Annotated in this window: 15 protein-coding genes; 6 read left to right on the forward strand and 9 right to left on the reverse strand. The window is 50.8% G+C overall.

Annotation, left to right across the window (positions count from 1 at the left end; genetic code table 11):
- Positions 1-15: 15 nt before the first annotated feature.
- The gene (locus ACN0TT_RS04190; RefSeq protein ID WP_417760890.1) at positions 16-528 is read right to left on the reverse strand and encodes a GNAT family N-acetyltransferase; all 513 of its coding nucleotides are present in this window, start codon (positions 526-528) and stop codon (positions 16-18) included.
- A 166-nt stretch (positions 529-694) separates the two neighbouring features.
- Between ACN0TT_RS04190 and ACN0TT_RS04195 the strand changes: the two genes are divergently transcribed.
- Complete coding sequence (locus ACN0TT_RS04195; protein WP_417760891.1) at positions 695-2,203, forward strand: diguanylate cyclase; 1,509 nt, start codon at positions 695-697, stop codon at positions 2,201-2,203.
- Positions 2,204-2,250: 47 nt separating this feature from the next.
- Positions 2,251-2,772, forward strand: a complete 522-nt coding sequence (locus ACN0TT_RS04200; protein WP_417760892.1) for a GNAT family N-acetyltransferase — start codon at positions 2,251-2,253, stop codon at positions 2,770-2,772.
- Positions 2,773-2,776: 4 nt separating this feature from the next.
- On the opposite strand, the gene ACN0TT_RS04205 is transcribed toward ACN0TT_RS04200, so the two are convergent.
- Positions 2,777-3,478, reverse strand: coding sequence for an oxidative stress defense protein (locus ACN0TT_RS04205; protein ID WP_417760893.1), 702 nt, complete (start codon positions 3,476-3,478; stop codon positions 2,777-2,779).
- A 205-nt stretch (positions 3,479-3,683) separates the two neighbouring features.
- On the opposite strand from ACN0TT_RS04205, the gene rimO reads away from it, so the two are divergent.
- A complete protein-coding gene (gene rimO / locus ACN0TT_RS04210) occupies positions 3,684-5,126 on the forward strand; it encodes a 30S ribosomal protein S12 methylthiotransferase RimO (RefSeq protein WP_417760894.1) in 1,443 nt (480 codons plus the stop codon).
- 49 nt (positions 5,127-5,175) lie between these two features.
- Here rimO and ACN0TT_RS04215 read toward each other — a convergent pair whose 3' ends face one another.
- Entirely contained in the window at positions 5,176-5,397 is a 222-nt protein-coding gene (locus ACN0TT_RS04215; protein ID WP_417760895.1) for a ribosome alternative rescue factor ArfA, read from the reverse strand.
- A gap of 201 nt (positions 5,398-5,598) precedes the next feature.
- Here ACN0TT_RS04215 and ACN0TT_RS04220 point away from each other — a divergent pair, with 201 nt between their 5' ends.
- Complete coding sequence (locus ACN0TT_RS04220; RefSeq protein WP_417760896.1) at positions 5,599-6,231, forward strand: hypothetical protein; 633 nt, start codon at positions 5,599-5,601, stop codon at positions 6,229-6,231.
- Between the two features lie 45 nt (positions 6,232-6,276).
- On the opposite strand, the gene pmbA is transcribed toward ACN0TT_RS04220, so the two are convergent.
- Positions 6,277-7,620 (reverse strand): metalloprotease PmbA, encoded by a 1,344-nt coding sequence (pmbA, locus tag ACN0TT_RS04225; protein WP_417760897.1) that lies wholly within the window; start codon positions 7,618-7,620, stop codon positions 6,277-6,279.
- Positions 7,621-7,778: 158 nt separating this feature from the next.
- On the opposite strand from pmbA, the gene yjgA reads away from it, so the two are divergent.
- Both yjgA and ACN0TT_RS04235 read left to right on the forward strand, forming a co-directional pair.
- The gene (gene yjgA, locus ACN0TT_RS04230; protein WP_417760898.1) at positions 7,779-8,312 is read left to right on the forward strand and encodes a ribosome biogenesis factor YjgA; all 534 of its coding nucleotides are present in this window, start codon (positions 7,779-7,781) and stop codon (positions 8,310-8,312) included.
- A gap of 102 nt (positions 8,313-8,414) precedes the next feature.
- Positions 8,415-8,816, forward strand: coding sequence for a hypothetical protein (locus tag ACN0TT_RS04235; RefSeq protein WP_417760899.1), 402 nt, complete (start codon positions 8,415-8,417; stop codon positions 8,814-8,816).
- Positions 8,817-8,820: 4 nt separating this feature from the next.
- Here ACN0TT_RS04235 and ACN0TT_RS04240 read toward each other — a convergent pair whose 3' ends face one another.
- The 5 genes from ACN0TT_RS04240 to tldD all read right to left on the reverse strand — a co-directional run bounded on the left by ACN0TT_RS04240 (position 8,821) and on the right by tldD (position 15,109).
- On the reverse strand, positions 8,821-9,987 hold the full coding sequence (locus ACN0TT_RS04240) for an ABC transporter permease (protein WP_417760900.1): 1,167 nt from the start codon (positions 9,985-9,987) through the stop codon (positions 8,821-8,823).
- The gene (locus ACN0TT_RS04245; RefSeq protein WP_417760901.1) at positions 9,984-11,126 is read right to left on the reverse strand and encodes an ABC transporter permease; all 1,143 of its coding nucleotides are present in this window, start codon (positions 11,124-11,126) and stop codon (positions 9,984-9,986) included. The genes ACN0TT_RS04240 and ACN0TT_RS04245 overlap by 4 nt, the downstream gene beginning before the upstream one ends.
- Entirely contained in the window at positions 11,126-12,103 is a 978-nt protein-coding gene (locus tag ACN0TT_RS04250) for an HlyD family secretion protein (protein ID WP_417760902.1), read from the reverse strand. The genes ACN0TT_RS04245 and ACN0TT_RS04250 overlap by 1 nt, the downstream gene beginning before the upstream one ends.
- Complete coding sequence (locus ACN0TT_RS04255) at positions 12,093-13,493, reverse strand: TolC family protein (RefSeq protein WP_417760903.1); 1,401 nt, start codon at positions 13,491-13,493, stop codon at positions 12,093-12,095. The genes ACN0TT_RS04250 and ACN0TT_RS04255 overlap by 11 nt, the downstream gene beginning before the upstream one ends.
- Before the next feature lie 167 nt (positions 13,494-13,660).
- Complete coding sequence (tldD, locus tag ACN0TT_RS04260; protein ID WP_417760904.1) at positions 13,661-15,109, reverse strand: metalloprotease TldD; 1,449 nt, start codon at positions 15,107-15,109, stop codon at positions 13,661-13,663.
- Positions 15,110-15,113: the final 4 nt, after the last annotated feature.

The raw sequence follows: 15,113 nt of genomic DNA on the forward strand, positions 1-15,113 counted from the left end.
GCGCTCGTTACTGGCTTACAACTCAATCCAGTAACGTACCAGAGGCGTCGGCTCGTCAAGGCCAACAATCGTCGCCTCCAACACACCGCCATTGGCTTCTATCACCGCTCGAGAGGCGCGGTTACTTTCCTCTGCGACCAGTAACACCCGCGACAAACCTAAACGTTTGGCCTCGGGTAATGCCAATTTTAACAGCTGTTTCCCGTAGCCTTGCTGCCGTTGAGAGGGAGCGACGTCATAACCAATGTGGCCACCTTCCCAATTAAGATAAGGCGTATCGATATGGTGCCGAACGCGAATGGCCCCCACTAATTGCCGCTGTTCCAGTAACCAAAAGTGATGGCAAGGCACTTGGCCATCCGCCAAGTGCTCACCACGCATTTGCGCCGTGATACTGGCAATATACTCGCCAAAATCTACGATACCAGGCTGATAGTAGGGTGCATTTACCGCATCATGTGCGGCAAAATCGTCATAAAAAGCACGAAAAGCTGACTCATGTTCCAATCTTGGTATCACTAGCTGCATTTCTACTCCCATAACGCTAAGCTCAAAGCTGCACAAATATCCGACAAGTCATGGTCGAGATAATGAGGAATTTTTTGTAAATTAGCAAAACTCGCGTCACGGCAACTAAACTCAAGATGTATTAACCCTTTAGGCCAATACGGCGTAGTCACACGAGAGCAGCGCATTGCCATCAACCAATAGCCATCTTCCGCCAACTTCGGTATTCGGCCATCGTCTCTGGTTGAATCGCCTGCTGGTGCAGCAACCTTTATTAAGCGACGTGCTTTTGCTGCTGTTATGGTTGGGATTATGGCGTGTATCCGCATTAATGGAATATGCCCCTCATGCCAGCGTGTGGTTTCCACCAGCCGGTGTAAGCTTTGCTGCCTTTTTATTACTTGGGTTGCGCGCTATCCCCTCAGTTGCCATCAGCTGTATGTTGGCGACATTCTGGGAGGCAACGCTGTATCAGTCAGATACCAGCTCAGCGCAACTTATCATGATTGGCTGCTTGTTTGCTTTTGCCCATATCGTGCCCTACTACGCCGCGGCCAGCCTGTTACGCGTGTTTGTACATAATGATGAGCAAAAACTACCGCGGATGATTCTCGCCTTTATGATCATCGGCCCATTGGCCTCGCTCAGCGCCGCCTACTGTATTCAGGTTGCGCTGCACATTACTGGCGCCATTACCGATGAAAGTCATCTATTGTGGTTACCGCTATGGATAGGCGATCTGATTGGCATCATCGTACTGACGCCATTAGCGATTGGCTTAATCAGTCGCATCTATCCCACCAGCGGTATTTGGCTCAGTGAGGTAGGCTTACGGCAAACACCGGGCTCGATATACACCTTTCTGGTTAAACTGCTGCTGGCGTTGGTACTCTCGAGCTTGATTATGGTGGCCGCCGCGCGCTTGGATATTCGTGAACTCGCCTTTGCCATCTTCTTTATCGGTATCGCGCAGATGTGGATTGTCTATACCGAAACCCCACTGCGCAGTGCGGTATCGATTGCGTTACTCAGCGGTCTAACGGCGATATTAGTGAAATGGCTGGATTTAGGTGAAGACGCCTTGATCTATCAGTTTTCAATGAGTGTACTGGCCGCCAGTACCTACTTTGGCTTGTTAATTCCCGTGTTAGCCTCCAATAACGAGCGCCTGCAACAGATAGCCTACAAAGATCCATTAACTAAGGTGCTCAGTCGCCAACACTTCTTTCACTTAGCACAGCAGGAAGTGCAACGTGCCAACTTCTATCAACAGCCTGTATGTATTGCGGTATTTGATATTGATCATTTCAAAGCGATCAACGATACCTACGGCCACAGCGCTGGCGATGGTGCGTTGAAATTTCTCACCGCAGAGATTGACCAGCGGCTTGGACCAGCAGAGCTGTTAGGGCGCTTTGGTGGCGATGAATTTATGCTGCTGCTGCCCGCGACGTCATTGGCACAAGCGCAATCAAAGCTCTCGACCATTTTTAGCGAAGTCAGCCAATTAGAATTGGGGCAACTTGAACTGAGCCTGCGTTGCAGTGTGGGCGTGACAGAGGTGAAACCGGAAGACTCACTCATCCGCGCGTTTGAGCGTGCCGATTGCTTACTATTTACCGCCAAAAAACAGGGCCGCAATCAGGTAGTTGCCTCTAACCAACTGAAAATTGATGCCGAGGCATCACGCTCATAAAACAGCTATGGCATACTGGCACATTATTCGACTGCTACCACCGTTCCATGCACATTATCGACTGCCAATACGCCCTTCATGGCGATGCTATTCTGAAGATTTTTAACGATGCCATCGCCAACACCACCGCGTTATATGAATACGCTCCGCGGGATCATGCGCGCATTCAACAATGGTTTGCTGCTAAGCAAGCAGGCAATTTTCCTGTCATTGGTGCTGTAGATGAACATGGGCAGTTGCTGGGCTTTGCCAGCTATGGGCCGTTTCGTGGCTATCCCGCTAACAAATATTCGGTAGAGCATTCAGTGTATGTTGACCAGCAATTTCGTGGTCGAGGAGTAGCAAAAACCTTGATGCAAGCGCTGCTGTTACAAGCGCAACAGCAGCAGTTGCATGTGATGGTAGGTGCCATTGATGCCGCTAACGGCGCCAGCATTCATCTGCATGAGACACTGGGCTTTAGCCATTCAGGCACCTTGCCGCAAGTGGCGTTCAAGTTTGGTCGTTGGCTGGATCTGGCCTTCTACCAAAAACTGCTGCCAACCCCGAACGCACCCTGCGACGACTAGCGGCTTAGTCTTTCAATTTGTAGCTAACTTCAACCCGATCAGAAAATTCCACCGTGCCATATTGGTAGCTCTGGTCGGTCGATGCCTGCTTCATTTCTGCGACGTTGAAGCGCAGCGTAGTGACTGGCGTTTGCTCAAAGTAACGAATCGACCAGACGCCATCGAGTTCAGTATCAAAACCTTTCGCCAAGGCTTTGGCTTTTTGCTTGGCATCGGCAATGGCGGCATCACGCGCTTTGAGCCGTAGTTCAGCCTCTTTGCTCGATTTGAGATTGATCTGCCGTACGTTGTTCATACCCTCTGCCAATGCTTTATCAAGCACCGAATTCAACTGCGGCAAAGACAGCGTTAGCGTGACATCGCGGCTAGCGCGATAACCGGTCAATACTGGCTCCTGTTCTTTTGGATAACGGTATTGCGGCGTTAAATTTAAATTGGCGCTGCTGATATCATCTTTATGAACCCCAGAATTCAACAAACGATCGATAAAGGCTGATACCGCTTTATCGGCTTGCTGTTTAGCGCTTGAAGCATTGTCACCTTTGGCCACCACGGCCACGGTCACTTCCGCCCGATCTGGCTCCGCTTGGATCTGGCTAACACCGACAGTTTCCAGTAGCGGTTGCTCTGCCGCCAATACCGCAGATGACACGAATAAACAGGGTAAACCTAATAATAACAACTTGTTTGAAGAGGTAAATTTCATCGCATGCTTTCCTCGTTAGGCACAATAGCCTAACGCTATGAGAGTTAAGCGAACTTGGCAAGGGCTACCACTAAACTGTTCAGTATCACGTCAGGATATTTTTTAACCACCCACGCTGTACCTTTTATATGGCTGCGGTATAATCGCCGCCTTATTTTTGGGGTAACCCTGCCCATTAAGTTAATAGCACTGCGGAACGCTTATCTTGAAAAATTCAGTTGAGACTTTTGATCCCAAACAAACCACTACATTGGACACCGCCGAAAAAACCTTGGCACAATCTGCCGCGACTGCGGACGCTGTAGCCAACGGCAATCGTATTGGCTTTGTCAGCTTGGGCTGCCCAAAAAACCTCGTAGACTCAGAACGTATTCTGACGCAACTGCGTATCGACGGTTATGAAGTCACTAACAGCTATCACGATTCCGACTTAGTGATCGTCAATACCTGCGGTTTTATTGATGCTGCAGTGGAAGAGTCATTAGATGCGATCCGCGAAGCGCTGGAAGAAAACGGCAAAGTATTGGTGACTGGTTGTCTAGGTGCCAAAGAAAACCAAATCCGTGAAGTGCACCCAGATGTCTTGGAAATTACTGGCCCACATAGCTACGAAGCCGTGTTAGAGCACGTTCACAAATACGTACCCAAGCCAGAACACAACCCGTTTACCTCGCTGATCCCACAAACTGGCGTGAAGCTTACGCCTAAACACTACGCCTATCTGAAGATTGCTGAAGGCTGCGACAACCGCTGCACTTTCTGCATTATTCCGTCACTGCGTGGCGATCTCGATAGCCGTGACATCGGCAGCGTACTGGATGAAGCCAAACGCCTAGTTGAGAGTGGAGTGCAAGAGATCTTAGTGGTCAGCCAAGACACCTCAGCCTACGGCAAAGACCAAGGTGGCCGCACCGCGTTTTGGAACGGCATGCCCGTCAAACAAAACATCACCGAACTGGCACGCCAGCTCGGCAAAATGGGCGCGTGGATCCGCCTGCATTACGTTTATCCATACCCTTGGGTGGACGAGTTGATTCCGTTGATGGCTGAAGGTTTGATTCTGCCATATCTGGATCTGCCATTGCAGCACGCCAGCCCACGTGTGCTCAAGTTGATGAAGCGTCCAGGCCGAGTAGATCGTCAGTTAGATGCGATCCGTAAATGGCGTGAGATCTGCCCAGACTTAGTAATCCGCTCAACCTTTATTGTCGGCTTCCCTGGCGAAACCGAAGAGGATTTCCAAATCCTGCTCGATTTCTTGAAAGAAGCGCGTTTAGACCGCGTAGGTTGCTTCAAATATTCAGAAGTAGAAGGCGCCGCCGCCAACTCGCTCGGTGAAGCGCTAATCAGCGAAGAAGTAAAAGAAGAACGTTACGAACGCTTTATGGAAGTGCAAGCAGAGATCAGTGCCGAACGCTTAGCACGCCTAGTGGGACGTGAACTGGATATTCTGATTGATGACGTTGATGAAGAAGGCGCGATTGGCCGCTGCTATGCCGATGCCCCAGAGATTGATGGCATGGTATTTATCAATGAGCAAACCGAATTGGAACCCGGCAACTTAGTGCGGGCGCGTATCACTCACTCTGATGAACACGATTTGTGGGCAGAGTTGGTAGACATGCCGGATGAAACTGAACAGGCCTGAACCTAGAACGATAGAGAGAAGCGTGCCTTAGGGTGCGCTTTTTTATTGCTTAACAAAACGTTAGTCCATATAAATCAAAAGGGGCAAAGCCCTTGTGTGCTTGCCCCTTCTGGTTGCGTTGTTTACGTTGGAAGGCACCTTTACCTTTTTTGGCGCTCTCTGTTCGCGTACGAAACAGTGCACTGGTGACTGCCGCCTTGAGCGCGTTGTCCATTATCTCACCACGCCCAAACTCATGTTGCGGCTGCGGCCGCTTACTACGTTTTGCCATAACTACCTCATTAGCAATGGGTGACCAATAGTGGTCAATGTGTCTAAAAATCGCCCGCTAGACTACGCGGTTGTGGCTAAATGTCCAGCGATTTTTAATTGTAATTCATGGCGACAATGCTTACATTGGTGAAGATCTCCACGACTGTGCTGAATTTAGCCAGTTAATCACCATTAAAATAACAAGAGAGTACCCATTTTCATGACAGTTGGCGCAAAAGGATTCATTCGCTACAGCGGAATGGCGCTAGTTTGTATGCTGTTCAACGGCCAAACGCAGGCAGTGTCTTTAAGTATTCCTCCGCTGATGACCGCTTCAGAGCTACTCACTCAGCTCAATCAACATCTCATCAACAGTAAAAACGCACCAGCCACCCTCGATTCTTGGTGCCATAGCTATTTAGCCTCACCCACAGCATTGACAGTAAACAGCGTGACTGAGCCAACGCCGCCACTGCCAGATACCGTAAGGCAGCAGCTACATATTGGCCCACAAACACAACCGCGCTATCTCAAACTGCAATACCAGTGTGATAACAAAGTCGTCGCGGTATTTGAGCACTGGTATCTGCCCAAAATGCTGCCCAGCGAGATCGAAGCGCAGATGCTCGACCACCCCGTCAGTTTTGGTCGAGAACTGCGTAAACTGGGCTACTATCGTCAAAACCTGAGCTATAGCCCATTGTGGCCAAAGTCTGATGCTGGCTCATTACCTGCCATAGTGTTGCAGCAGCAAGCTATGCTCTATCGTAACGACAAAACTCCATTTAGCGTGGTATCGGAACACTATTCCCGACAACTGTTGCCGATGGCGCAACAACTCGACCCCTATTAAAAAGGCGCCGATGGCGCCTTTTTGTTTGCTGGAAGTCACGCTTTGTTAGTTACCGGCAATCTTCATCTGTTCAATAAAGATTGCGCCAGTATTGATCGAAGAGCGCTGCTCACGATCACCGCTGACCGCCACAATGTTGCGATACATATCTTTCAAGTTGCTAGCGATGGTGATCTCTTCGACCGGATATTGGATCTCACCGTTTTCAACGTAGAAACCTGCTGCCCCGCGAGAGTAATCTCCCGTTACCGAATTCACCCCTTGCCCCATCACTTCAGTGACCAGTAGGCCAGTCCCCATTTGCTGCAACAGCTGCGCGAGATTCTTACCGCTATCACTAACACGCCAGTTATAGATGCCACCAGCATGACCCGTATTTTTCATACCGAGTTTACGCGCCGAATAGCTGGTGAGCAGATAAGTCTGCAACGCACCGTTATCAACGATCAGACGATCTTTGGTTGCCACACCTTCGCTGTCATACATCGCACTCGCTAAGCCACCGAGCAGATGCGGTTGCTCGTGAATATTGAACCACTCAGGGAATAAGGTCTGCCCAAGGGAATCTTGTAAGAAGCTGGATTTGCGATACAAACTTGAACCGCTAATAGCACCAACCAAGTGCCCTAACAGGCCTGTGGCAATATCCGCAGCAAAGATGACCGGAAGTTTGCCTGTAGGCAATTTACGTGCACCAAGGCGACTCACTGTTTTGTGCGCCGCACTTTGCCCAATCAACTGAGCGGATTGCAGTTGTTCAAAGCGACGCGCCACGGTGTAATCATAATCGCGTTGCATATCACCTTGGTCATCCGCACCAATCACCACACAGCTTAAACTGTAGCGACTGCTGCAATAGCCGTGCAAAAAGCCATGACTGTTGCCATACACTTTGATGCTACTGTGGGCATTGGCGCTGGCGCCGTCAGAATTGGTGATGCGCTTGTCTGTCGCTAGTGCGGCGGTCTCTGCCGCAATGCCTAACTCCGCCAACTCTTCCGCACTGCAATCGCGTGGATGGTAGACATCCAGATTAGGGAATTCGGTTGCCATAAGCTCAGCATCGGCGAGGCCCGCTGACGGATCTTCACTGGTATAACGCGCGATACCATCGGCAGCTCTCACCGCCTCTTTAATCGCTTCCGGCGACAGATCAGAGGTAGAGGAATTACCTTTATGGCCATCACGATACACTGTGATACCTAAGGCGCCGTCTTTATTGAATTCCACCGTCTCCACTTCTTTAAGACGGCTAGAAACACTTAACCCTTGCTGCTTACTAATCGCAACTTCTGCGGCACTAGTGCCGAGACTACGGGCATATTCAAGCGCGGTGGCCACTGCATCTTTTAATGCAGGCAGCTCAGCATCGATAAACGGAACTGACACGGTGTTACTCAACTTAAACAAATGATATTTAGAGCATAACAAACCCCGCTAGGTTTCTCATGTATAAAACATGGCAAAGCTAATGAAAATTGCCGCCACTACAGACGAATTCTGACAGAACTGCTACAATCTGCGCGATTTCACTGGAAAACTGAGTTATGAAAATCGTCGACGATTCTGAACTGATGAAACAACCCTATGACCATGATGAAGAGTACGTCAGTAAATCCGCTATGAAGCGGGAAAGTACTGCGGCTCAGGATCTAGGGGCACAATTGCTGACATTAAGTCAAAGCCAGCTGGATAAAATCCCACTGGAAGATAGCCTGCTTGATGCATTGGCATTAGCCAAAAAAATTAAACCTAATACCGATGCTCATCGTCGCCAAGTGCAATATATTGGCCGATTGATGCGTAATATCGATCTTGCACAGATCAAAGCGGCGTTAGATAAAGTACTCAACCGTAAAAACCAAGTAGCAGCACAAGCACAGATCACCGAGAAACTTTGCGATAAGCTGTTAACAGAAGGTGATGAAGCGATTCAAGCGTTGCTTGATCTGCACCCACAGCTAGAGCGCCAAAAACTGCGGCAGTTGGTGCGCCAAGCGAAGAAAGAGTTAGAAAAAGGGACTGAGTCAACAGCCAAAGCTAACTTATTTAAGTACTTACTTACAGAAACGAGAGTGTAACTAAGTCATAACAAACGCCAGTTACCACTGGCGTTTTTTTTTACAAAAACGGTATAATTCATACGCTCAGGGAAGCGCTTTTACTTACTTCAAGGATGGATAATGAACAAACTTATCTCGCTAATATCAGCGGCTGTTGTCGCTGTTGCATTGACAGGCTGCGCCGCTAAACCAATCGTTGCACAACCCAAAAACGCTGATTTTGAAGGCACCAATTATGAGTTTGCTGGGGTTTATATGCCAGATGACGGTAAAGTCACCCTCACTATAAACGGTGATCCGCTGATGAGCGGTAAATTCCCCCCTTATACACCCAAACTCATCCTCAAAGCCAAATATGCCGACCACGACTTTGAAGGCAATTGCTATTTCGGTTCAATCTTAGGCAACCAAGGTGGCGCCTTTGGTATCATCGCCAGTGCCGTACAAAATGCCAAATCCAGCAGCGCCGATAGATGTGATATGTATATTTCTGGAAAGAAACTAGAAACCCTGTTTTTCTAATACGTTAATGCTTCCCTGACCTTTCAGCTAATTGTGCCGCTAACGCTTGCCGCCGGCGGCGCACACCCCACACAGCCAGCAGCAGATATAAACCGCATAAGCCCCAAAGCTGTAGCCACAGCGGTAGCACTTGCGACCAACTTGCGCCCATTTGATTAAGCTGCAACATCGCCATCATGCCCGGTACCGCTGGCACCCATTGAGACAGCCACACTAACGGCTCAGGGATAATCGATAGCGGCCAGACAAAGCCTGCCACAAACAGAATGGGCATCGAACTGAGCAGCATCACTTGTGTCGGCAGATCACGGCGCACAAATAGCGTGCTAAACGCCATCCCCGCAGCCGCCGTAGCCAGCAAAAATGGCAACATCAATAGTAACACTTGGCCTAACGACGCTTGGCGTCCCACATCATAGTAGTCATAACACCAGCCGATATAAAAAGCGCTCAAAAAGGTGTACACCAGCGTAAATGATGCCATGCGTAAGCACACTGTCGTCAATGGGGAAAATTGCTGCCAGTAGCCGGGTTGACGCCATTGCCCTGCGCCCAAAATGCCCATACCAATGAACAAGGTTTGGTGCAAAATGAGCAGGAACAGTCCAGGGATCACATAAGCGGGATAGCCTAAACCTTGGTTAAACACCGCCACTTCATTCAACGCAACTGGCGCAACTTGCCGCGCTGCCGCCGCAGGTAGCGTACCGTTAGCCAGCAAACCTTGCAGTTGCAGTTGGCTGCCCACATCTAAACCAGCAGTAGTTAACCCCTGCACAATGGCTGAGTAAATCAGAAAGTAACTGGCGTCACCCGCAAAGCTCAAGGTCACTTGCTGACCACGCAACAGATCATGACGGAAGCCCGCAGGGATCACCAACAATCCCTTGGCTTGGTTGCGGTCAATCATTGCTCTTGCTTCGTCCACCGAGCCTGCACGGGCGACCACCTTAACTTGCGGGCTAGCATCGGCGTATCGGATCATCTGCCGTGACAACGAGGAGTTATCTAGATCAACCACCGCCACGCTTTGCTCGGTGGCAACATCATGAATATACGGTAGCGGATATAACACCGCGTAAAACAGCACCCCACCAAACAAGGTCAGCGCAATCGCACGATCACGCGCTAGGCTCATAATGTCGGTCACAATCCAGCGCCAATAACTCACGACAACGCCTCCACTGTGCCAGCTTTGGGCCGATGTAAGTAAGCTAACGCCACTATCGGTACTAGCAGAATCAAAAAGCCTAGCAGTGCCAGACCGTGCTGCCACATTAAGCTGACATTGCCATAACTGACTAAGCTGACATGCGCCTCAATGTAGTGGCTTGAAGGCATCAATTCGCGCCACCACTTAGCGAGCAGTGGCATCTGATCGGTGGGAAAGGTGATCCCCATGAAGGCAAAAGCTGGAGCAAACAACGCGGTACAAAAGCTGATCACCCGTGCGCCATCACGCAGTAGGAAGAAAATCGCAACCACCCACAACCACACGGCCAACAAGGTGAGTAACTGCAACGGCAGTAGCCACAACAGTTGCTCTGCAGGTAAGCCTAAATAGCCATAGACCAGCGCCAGCACAAACTGGCCGTGCAACAATAAGATAGGCGCGTAAAACAACGCCTTAGCCGCAATCAATTTCAGCCAGCCTTGTTGATAGGCGTGCCGCCAATGTGCAGGCGTTAGCTCGCGGTTCATGGCATTGGCAAACGTAAGCATGGCAACTAACTGCCACAAGGCCACTAAAATGGGCGGAACTAAGAAGCCAACATAGTTGTTATTGATATTAAATAAGGCGGTGGTTTGCGTCGACACAGGCTGCATATGGGCGGCCACGAGCTTACTCGGCACACCCTGGGAGAGCAGGTTCATTCGTGCTATCTGATGCAAACCATCGGCTAAACTGAGGCTAATTTGCGCCGATAATAGCTTGCCCACCAACAGGAATTGGCCGTTATAGCGCACATCAATTTGTGGCTGCTTACCGAGCAGCAGATCGCGACGCAGATCCACTGGCAAAGTCACGAGGGCATACACCTCACCACGGCGCATGGCCGCAATCGCTTCAGTTTGATTGGGATAATCAATCACGCGATTGACGGGGCTAGCATTGATGGTACGGCCTAACATGCGGCTAATGCTGGAGTGATCCTGATCGACCACTGCCACAGGCAAATGCCGTGGCAACGCCGCGGAGAACAGCCACCACAACAACAAAAAACCTAACAAGGGCACATAGCTGACTAGCGCGAGCTGCCAGTTATCGTGCTTGAGTGCTAGCAACTCACGTCGCAGCAAAGCTCGCATTACTCGGCTCCAGCCAACAACACTGACATGCCAACGCGTAAATCTGCGATAGGTGCTGTTGGACGTAATTCAACTTGGAAGGTGCGCATATCGAAGTCGTGGCCGCTTTCAGTGGCACGCCAAGTGGCAAAGTCACCCAAGGCACTGATGTAGCTGACCTTAAATTCAAAACTTTTACCCAGCGCCGGAATACGTAACTGTTTGATATCGCCTTTGTGGAACTGGTCGAGCAGATCTTCACGCACTTGGAAAATCGCCCAGCTGTCTTGCATGTCAATTAAGGTTACCACCGGAAAGCCGCTACCCGCCAACTCACCATGCTGTAACAGCACTTCGGTAATTTCACCCGCTTTGGGCGCGCGCATCTGGCTATCGGCTAGCACAGCGTTAACCTCTTGCACCGCTCCTTCAGCGCGTTTGGCATTGCCTTCTGCCGCCAATTTCTGCTCGTCACGCGCGCCTTCTTGCGCCATGTCATACATCGCTTTGGCAGATTGTTCAGTGTATTTCGCCGCTTGCCATTGGGTGTAGGCTTCGTCGCGTTTTTGCCGTGCCACCACGCCGTCGTTAAATAAGTTTTCGACCCGCTGATAAGTGGTCTGTGCCAACTCTGCGGCGGCCTTGGCTTTCAGCCATTGCTCACGCGCTGCAGCAATTTGCTGTTTACGGGCACCGTTGTCGGCTTCCGCTTGCATCGCTTTTGCTGATTGCAGTGCGCCACTGGCTTGCACCAGCTTGGCATTTAATTCGGGGCTGTCGATGGAAAACAGCAGATCGCCCGCTTTAACATGGTCGCCACGACGTACCATCACCTGCTCGACTCGACCGGCCACTTTGGAGGAGACGTTGTACTCGCGCGCTTCTATCTGCCCCTGCAACGGTTGCGGGGCGGGGGTATAAGCTAAAATCAGTCCATAAATCAGCGCGGCGGCAATACCACCCAACGCCACTGTCGCCAGTAAAGGATTAGCGCGCATCCTTCATCTCCTGCTGTTTGCTATAGCCAATAAAATCATCCAGTTGCCCACTCACAGCCATGAGTTGAGCATAAGCCTGCATGTAGCGATATTTGGCGGCCAATTGCCGAGTATTCACTGCACTAAGTTTCAACTCGGCATCAACCCGCTCGACAGAGGTCGCCAGCCCTTGATTAAAGGCCAACTCCCGCAGACGTAAATTCTCTTTTGCGAGCTTGCGTGAGGTATTGAGCGAACTAATCTCCTCTGCCGCTTGCTGCATCTGCCGGTAACTTTGATCCACCAGCAGGCTCAAATCTTGCGTGGTCTGTGCTTTGGTATAGCGCGCCTGCAACAAGGCACTTTTGGCAGCCAGTACTTTACCGCTGCGACCATCGCGAGTGATCAGCGGCACCCGCACACCTACGCCGACCATCCAATCGGGCGTCATTTCGGTCACGAGGCTGTCATCGTCATACAAGGTGTAATTGCCGTACAGATACACGGTTGGCTTGTATTTGCCGTTTTCCATGTCGATAAGCCCCTTGGCCTGCTCCTCTTTAGAGTGCAGTAGCTTCAGTGCCGGATGCTGAGCCAAGGTCAATTGGGTAACTTGCGGTAACGATGGGGGTGTATCCAATACAAACATCGGCGAGATCGCATCGGCGTTCGGCTCATGCAGTAAACGTCGCAAAGCGATCTGCGCCATTTCCAACTGACGCTTGGCACTGCCTAACGTCACCTTGGCATCGTCTAACGCGACTTCGGCGTTGAGCAACTCCACCTTAGCAATCTGCCCTTGCTGCTCCATCTTCAACGCATGTTCATAGTGAGTGGTCAGCGAGTTGACTAATTGCTGTTGCGTCACCACCAATGACTGGCTCACGTCTACCGCGTAGTAGCGGTCAATCAATTGGGTAAACAACTCGCGACGGGTCAACTCATGCTGTTGCTGCTTTTCGGCCACTTGCGCTTCGCGAATGGCCTGTGCCGCAGTGATCTGCCCACCAGTATAAATAGGCCACATTGCCCTTAAACTGGCGTTATACACCTCTTGTTCGGTAAACGGGGTGACAAACATTGAATGGGGAATACTGGCAAAAATCGCCGCATATTGGGCGGGTAGTGAAGAAAGATCCATCGACGCCAATGGATTGAGCTTAGTAAGATCCAGCTCAATGGGCTTTTCTAACCGTGTGTAGCTGCCTTCGATGGAAAGCTGTGGCAGATAGAGATCTTTAGCGCCCTGCTGCTCAGCTTGTGCCGCATTGACTTGTTCGCCATCTGCGGCCAGCTTATCGCTAACTCGTTGTAACTGTTGCCAAGCGTTGGCTAGAGTGACAGGTTGTGCTTGTACAACAGCTCCCCAGCTACTCAACGCCACCACAGCAAACATTTTAGTGAGCTTCATTCATACCTCTAGAGTATTTACTCTAATTCCGTGTAGATTCTACCATCGCATCGATAGCGATACTAGCTAGCCATGGTAGTAGGCTAGCTAGTTAGGTGCAAAAACGTCCCTGCTCTGCAGCGGCTTAGTGCCTTTATCTGTCAGGCATGGTTCACGCCGCGAATCACTTAGGCGGTACCACCGACGGTCAAACGGTCTAACTTCAGCGTTGGTTGACCGACCCCCACAGGTACACTTTGGCCATCTTTACCACAGACGCCCACGCCTTGGTCCAACGCCAAATCATTACCGACCATAGAGATCATCCCCATGGCTTCAGGCCCGTTACCGATCAAGGTGGCGCCCTTAATCGCTTGGGTGATTTCCCCTTTTTCGATTAAGTAGGCTTCTGAGGCAGAGAACACAAACTTGCCGGAGGTGATATCCACTTGACCACCACCAAAGTTAGGCGCGTAGATGCCCTTTTCCACAGAGGCAATAATGGCTTTTGGATCGCTATTGCCTGCCAGCATGTAGGTGTTAGTCATACGTGGCATCGGCAGATGCGCGTAGGATTCGCGGCGGCCGTTACCGGTTGGCGCTTGTCCCATCAAACGTGCGTTGAGTTTATCCTGCATGTAGCCTTTGAGAATGCCGTTTTCAATCAGCACGGTGCGATGGGTTGGCGTACCTTCATCGTCGATACTGAGCGAACCACGGCGATTTGGCAGTGTGCCATCATCCACCACAGTGACTAACTCAGATGCGACTTGCTGACCAATACGCCCACTAAAGGCACTGCTGCCTTTACGGTTAAAGTCACCTTCTAGGCCGTGGCCAACCGCTTCATGCAACAGCACCCCCGGCCACCCGGCACCGAGCACCACTGGCATCTCGCCCGCAGGTGCATCAATCGCGGTAAGATTCACTTGCGCTTGGCGCACCGCTTCACGGGCAAACGCAAAACACATCGGCAGACCATCATCGGCATTTGCCATCAACACACTGTAATCATGGCGGCCACCACCACCAGAGCTACCGCGTTCGCGACGACCATTTTCTTCAATAATCACTGAACAGTTAAAACGCACCAACGGGCGAATATCCGCCGCCAAAGTGCCATCGCTCGCCGCTACTAGGATCTCTTCGTACACCCCAGATAAGCTGACCACCACTTGAATAATGCGGCTGTCGAGGCTGCGAATATAAGCGTCGGCTTGTTTTAGCAGAGCAATTTTGCTGGCTTCGTTGAGCGCCGCTATCGGATCTTGTTCAGAGTACAGCGCCACAGCGCCACGGCGTTTCCACGCGTGCACTTTATGCTTGCCACCGCTGCAGGCAATTCCGCGAGCAGCATCAGCCGCGGCGGTTAATGCATTGGGAGTAATTTCATCGGCATAAGCAAAGCCAGTTTTTTCGCCCGCGTTAGCGCGCACGCCGACACCGCGCTCAATATGGAAGCTGCCCTCTTTGATAATGCCATCTTCGAGCACCCAAGATTCATGGCGACTGCCTTGGAAATAGAGATCGGCAAAGTCGACTTGGTGCTGGTGAATGTGTTTCAGGTATCCCTGCAGATCTTCGAGATCTAACCCTTGCTGCAGTAGACTGGCTCCGACTTGCGTTAAAACTGGCATGAAT

The organism is Shewanella sp. (assembly GCF_048265805.1).
Lineage (GTDB): Bacteria > Pseudomonadota > Gammaproteobacteria > Enterobacterales > Shewanellaceae > Shewanella.

Bases quoted from the DNA above. Each gene is read 5' to 3' on its own strand.
- ACN0TT_RS04215 (WP_417760895.1), bottom strand. From the start codon at position 5,397: ATGGCAAAACGTAGTAAGCGGCCGCAGCCGCAACATGAGTTTGGGCGT.
- ACN0TT_RS04190 (WP_417760890.1), bottom strand. From the start codon at position 528: ATGCAGCTAGTGATACCAAGATTGGAACATGAGTCAGCTTTTCGTGCT.
- ACN0TT_RS04235 (WP_417760899.1), top strand. From the start codon at position 8,415: ATGAACAAACTTATCTCGCTAATATCAGCGGCTGTTGTCGCTGTTGCA.
- ACN0TT_RS04205 (WP_417760893.1), bottom strand. From the start codon at position 3,478: ATGAAATTTACCTCTTCAAACAAGTTGTTATTATTAGGTTTACCCTGT.
- ACN0TT_RS04200 (WP_417760892.1), top strand. From the start codon at position 2,251: ATGCACATTATCGACTGCCAATACGCCCTTCATGGCGATGCTATTCTG.
- ACN0TT_RS04220 (WP_417760896.1), top strand. From the start codon at position 5,599: ATGACAGTTGGCGCAAAAGGATTCATTCGCTACAGCGGAATGGCGCTA.
- ACN0TT_RS04245 (WP_417760901.1), bottom strand. From the start codon at position 11,126: ATGCGAGCTTTGCTGCGACGTGAGTTGCTAGCACTCAAGCACGATAAC.
- tldD (WP_417760904.1), bottom strand. From the start codon at position 15,109: ATGCCAGTTTTAACGCAAGTCGGAGCCAGTCTACTGCAGCAAGGGTTA.
- ACN0TT_RS04250 (WP_417760902.1), bottom strand. From the start codon at position 12,103: ATGCGCGCTAATCCTTTACTGGCGACAGTGGCGTTGGGTGGTATTGCC.
- ACN0TT_RS04255 (WP_417760903.1), bottom strand. From the start codon at position 13,493: ATGAAGCTCACTAAAATGTTTGCTGTGGTGGCGTTGAGTAGCTGGGGA.
- yjgA (WP_417760898.1), top strand. From the start codon at position 7,779: ATGAAAATCGTCGACGATTCTGAACTGATGAAACAACCCTATGACCAT.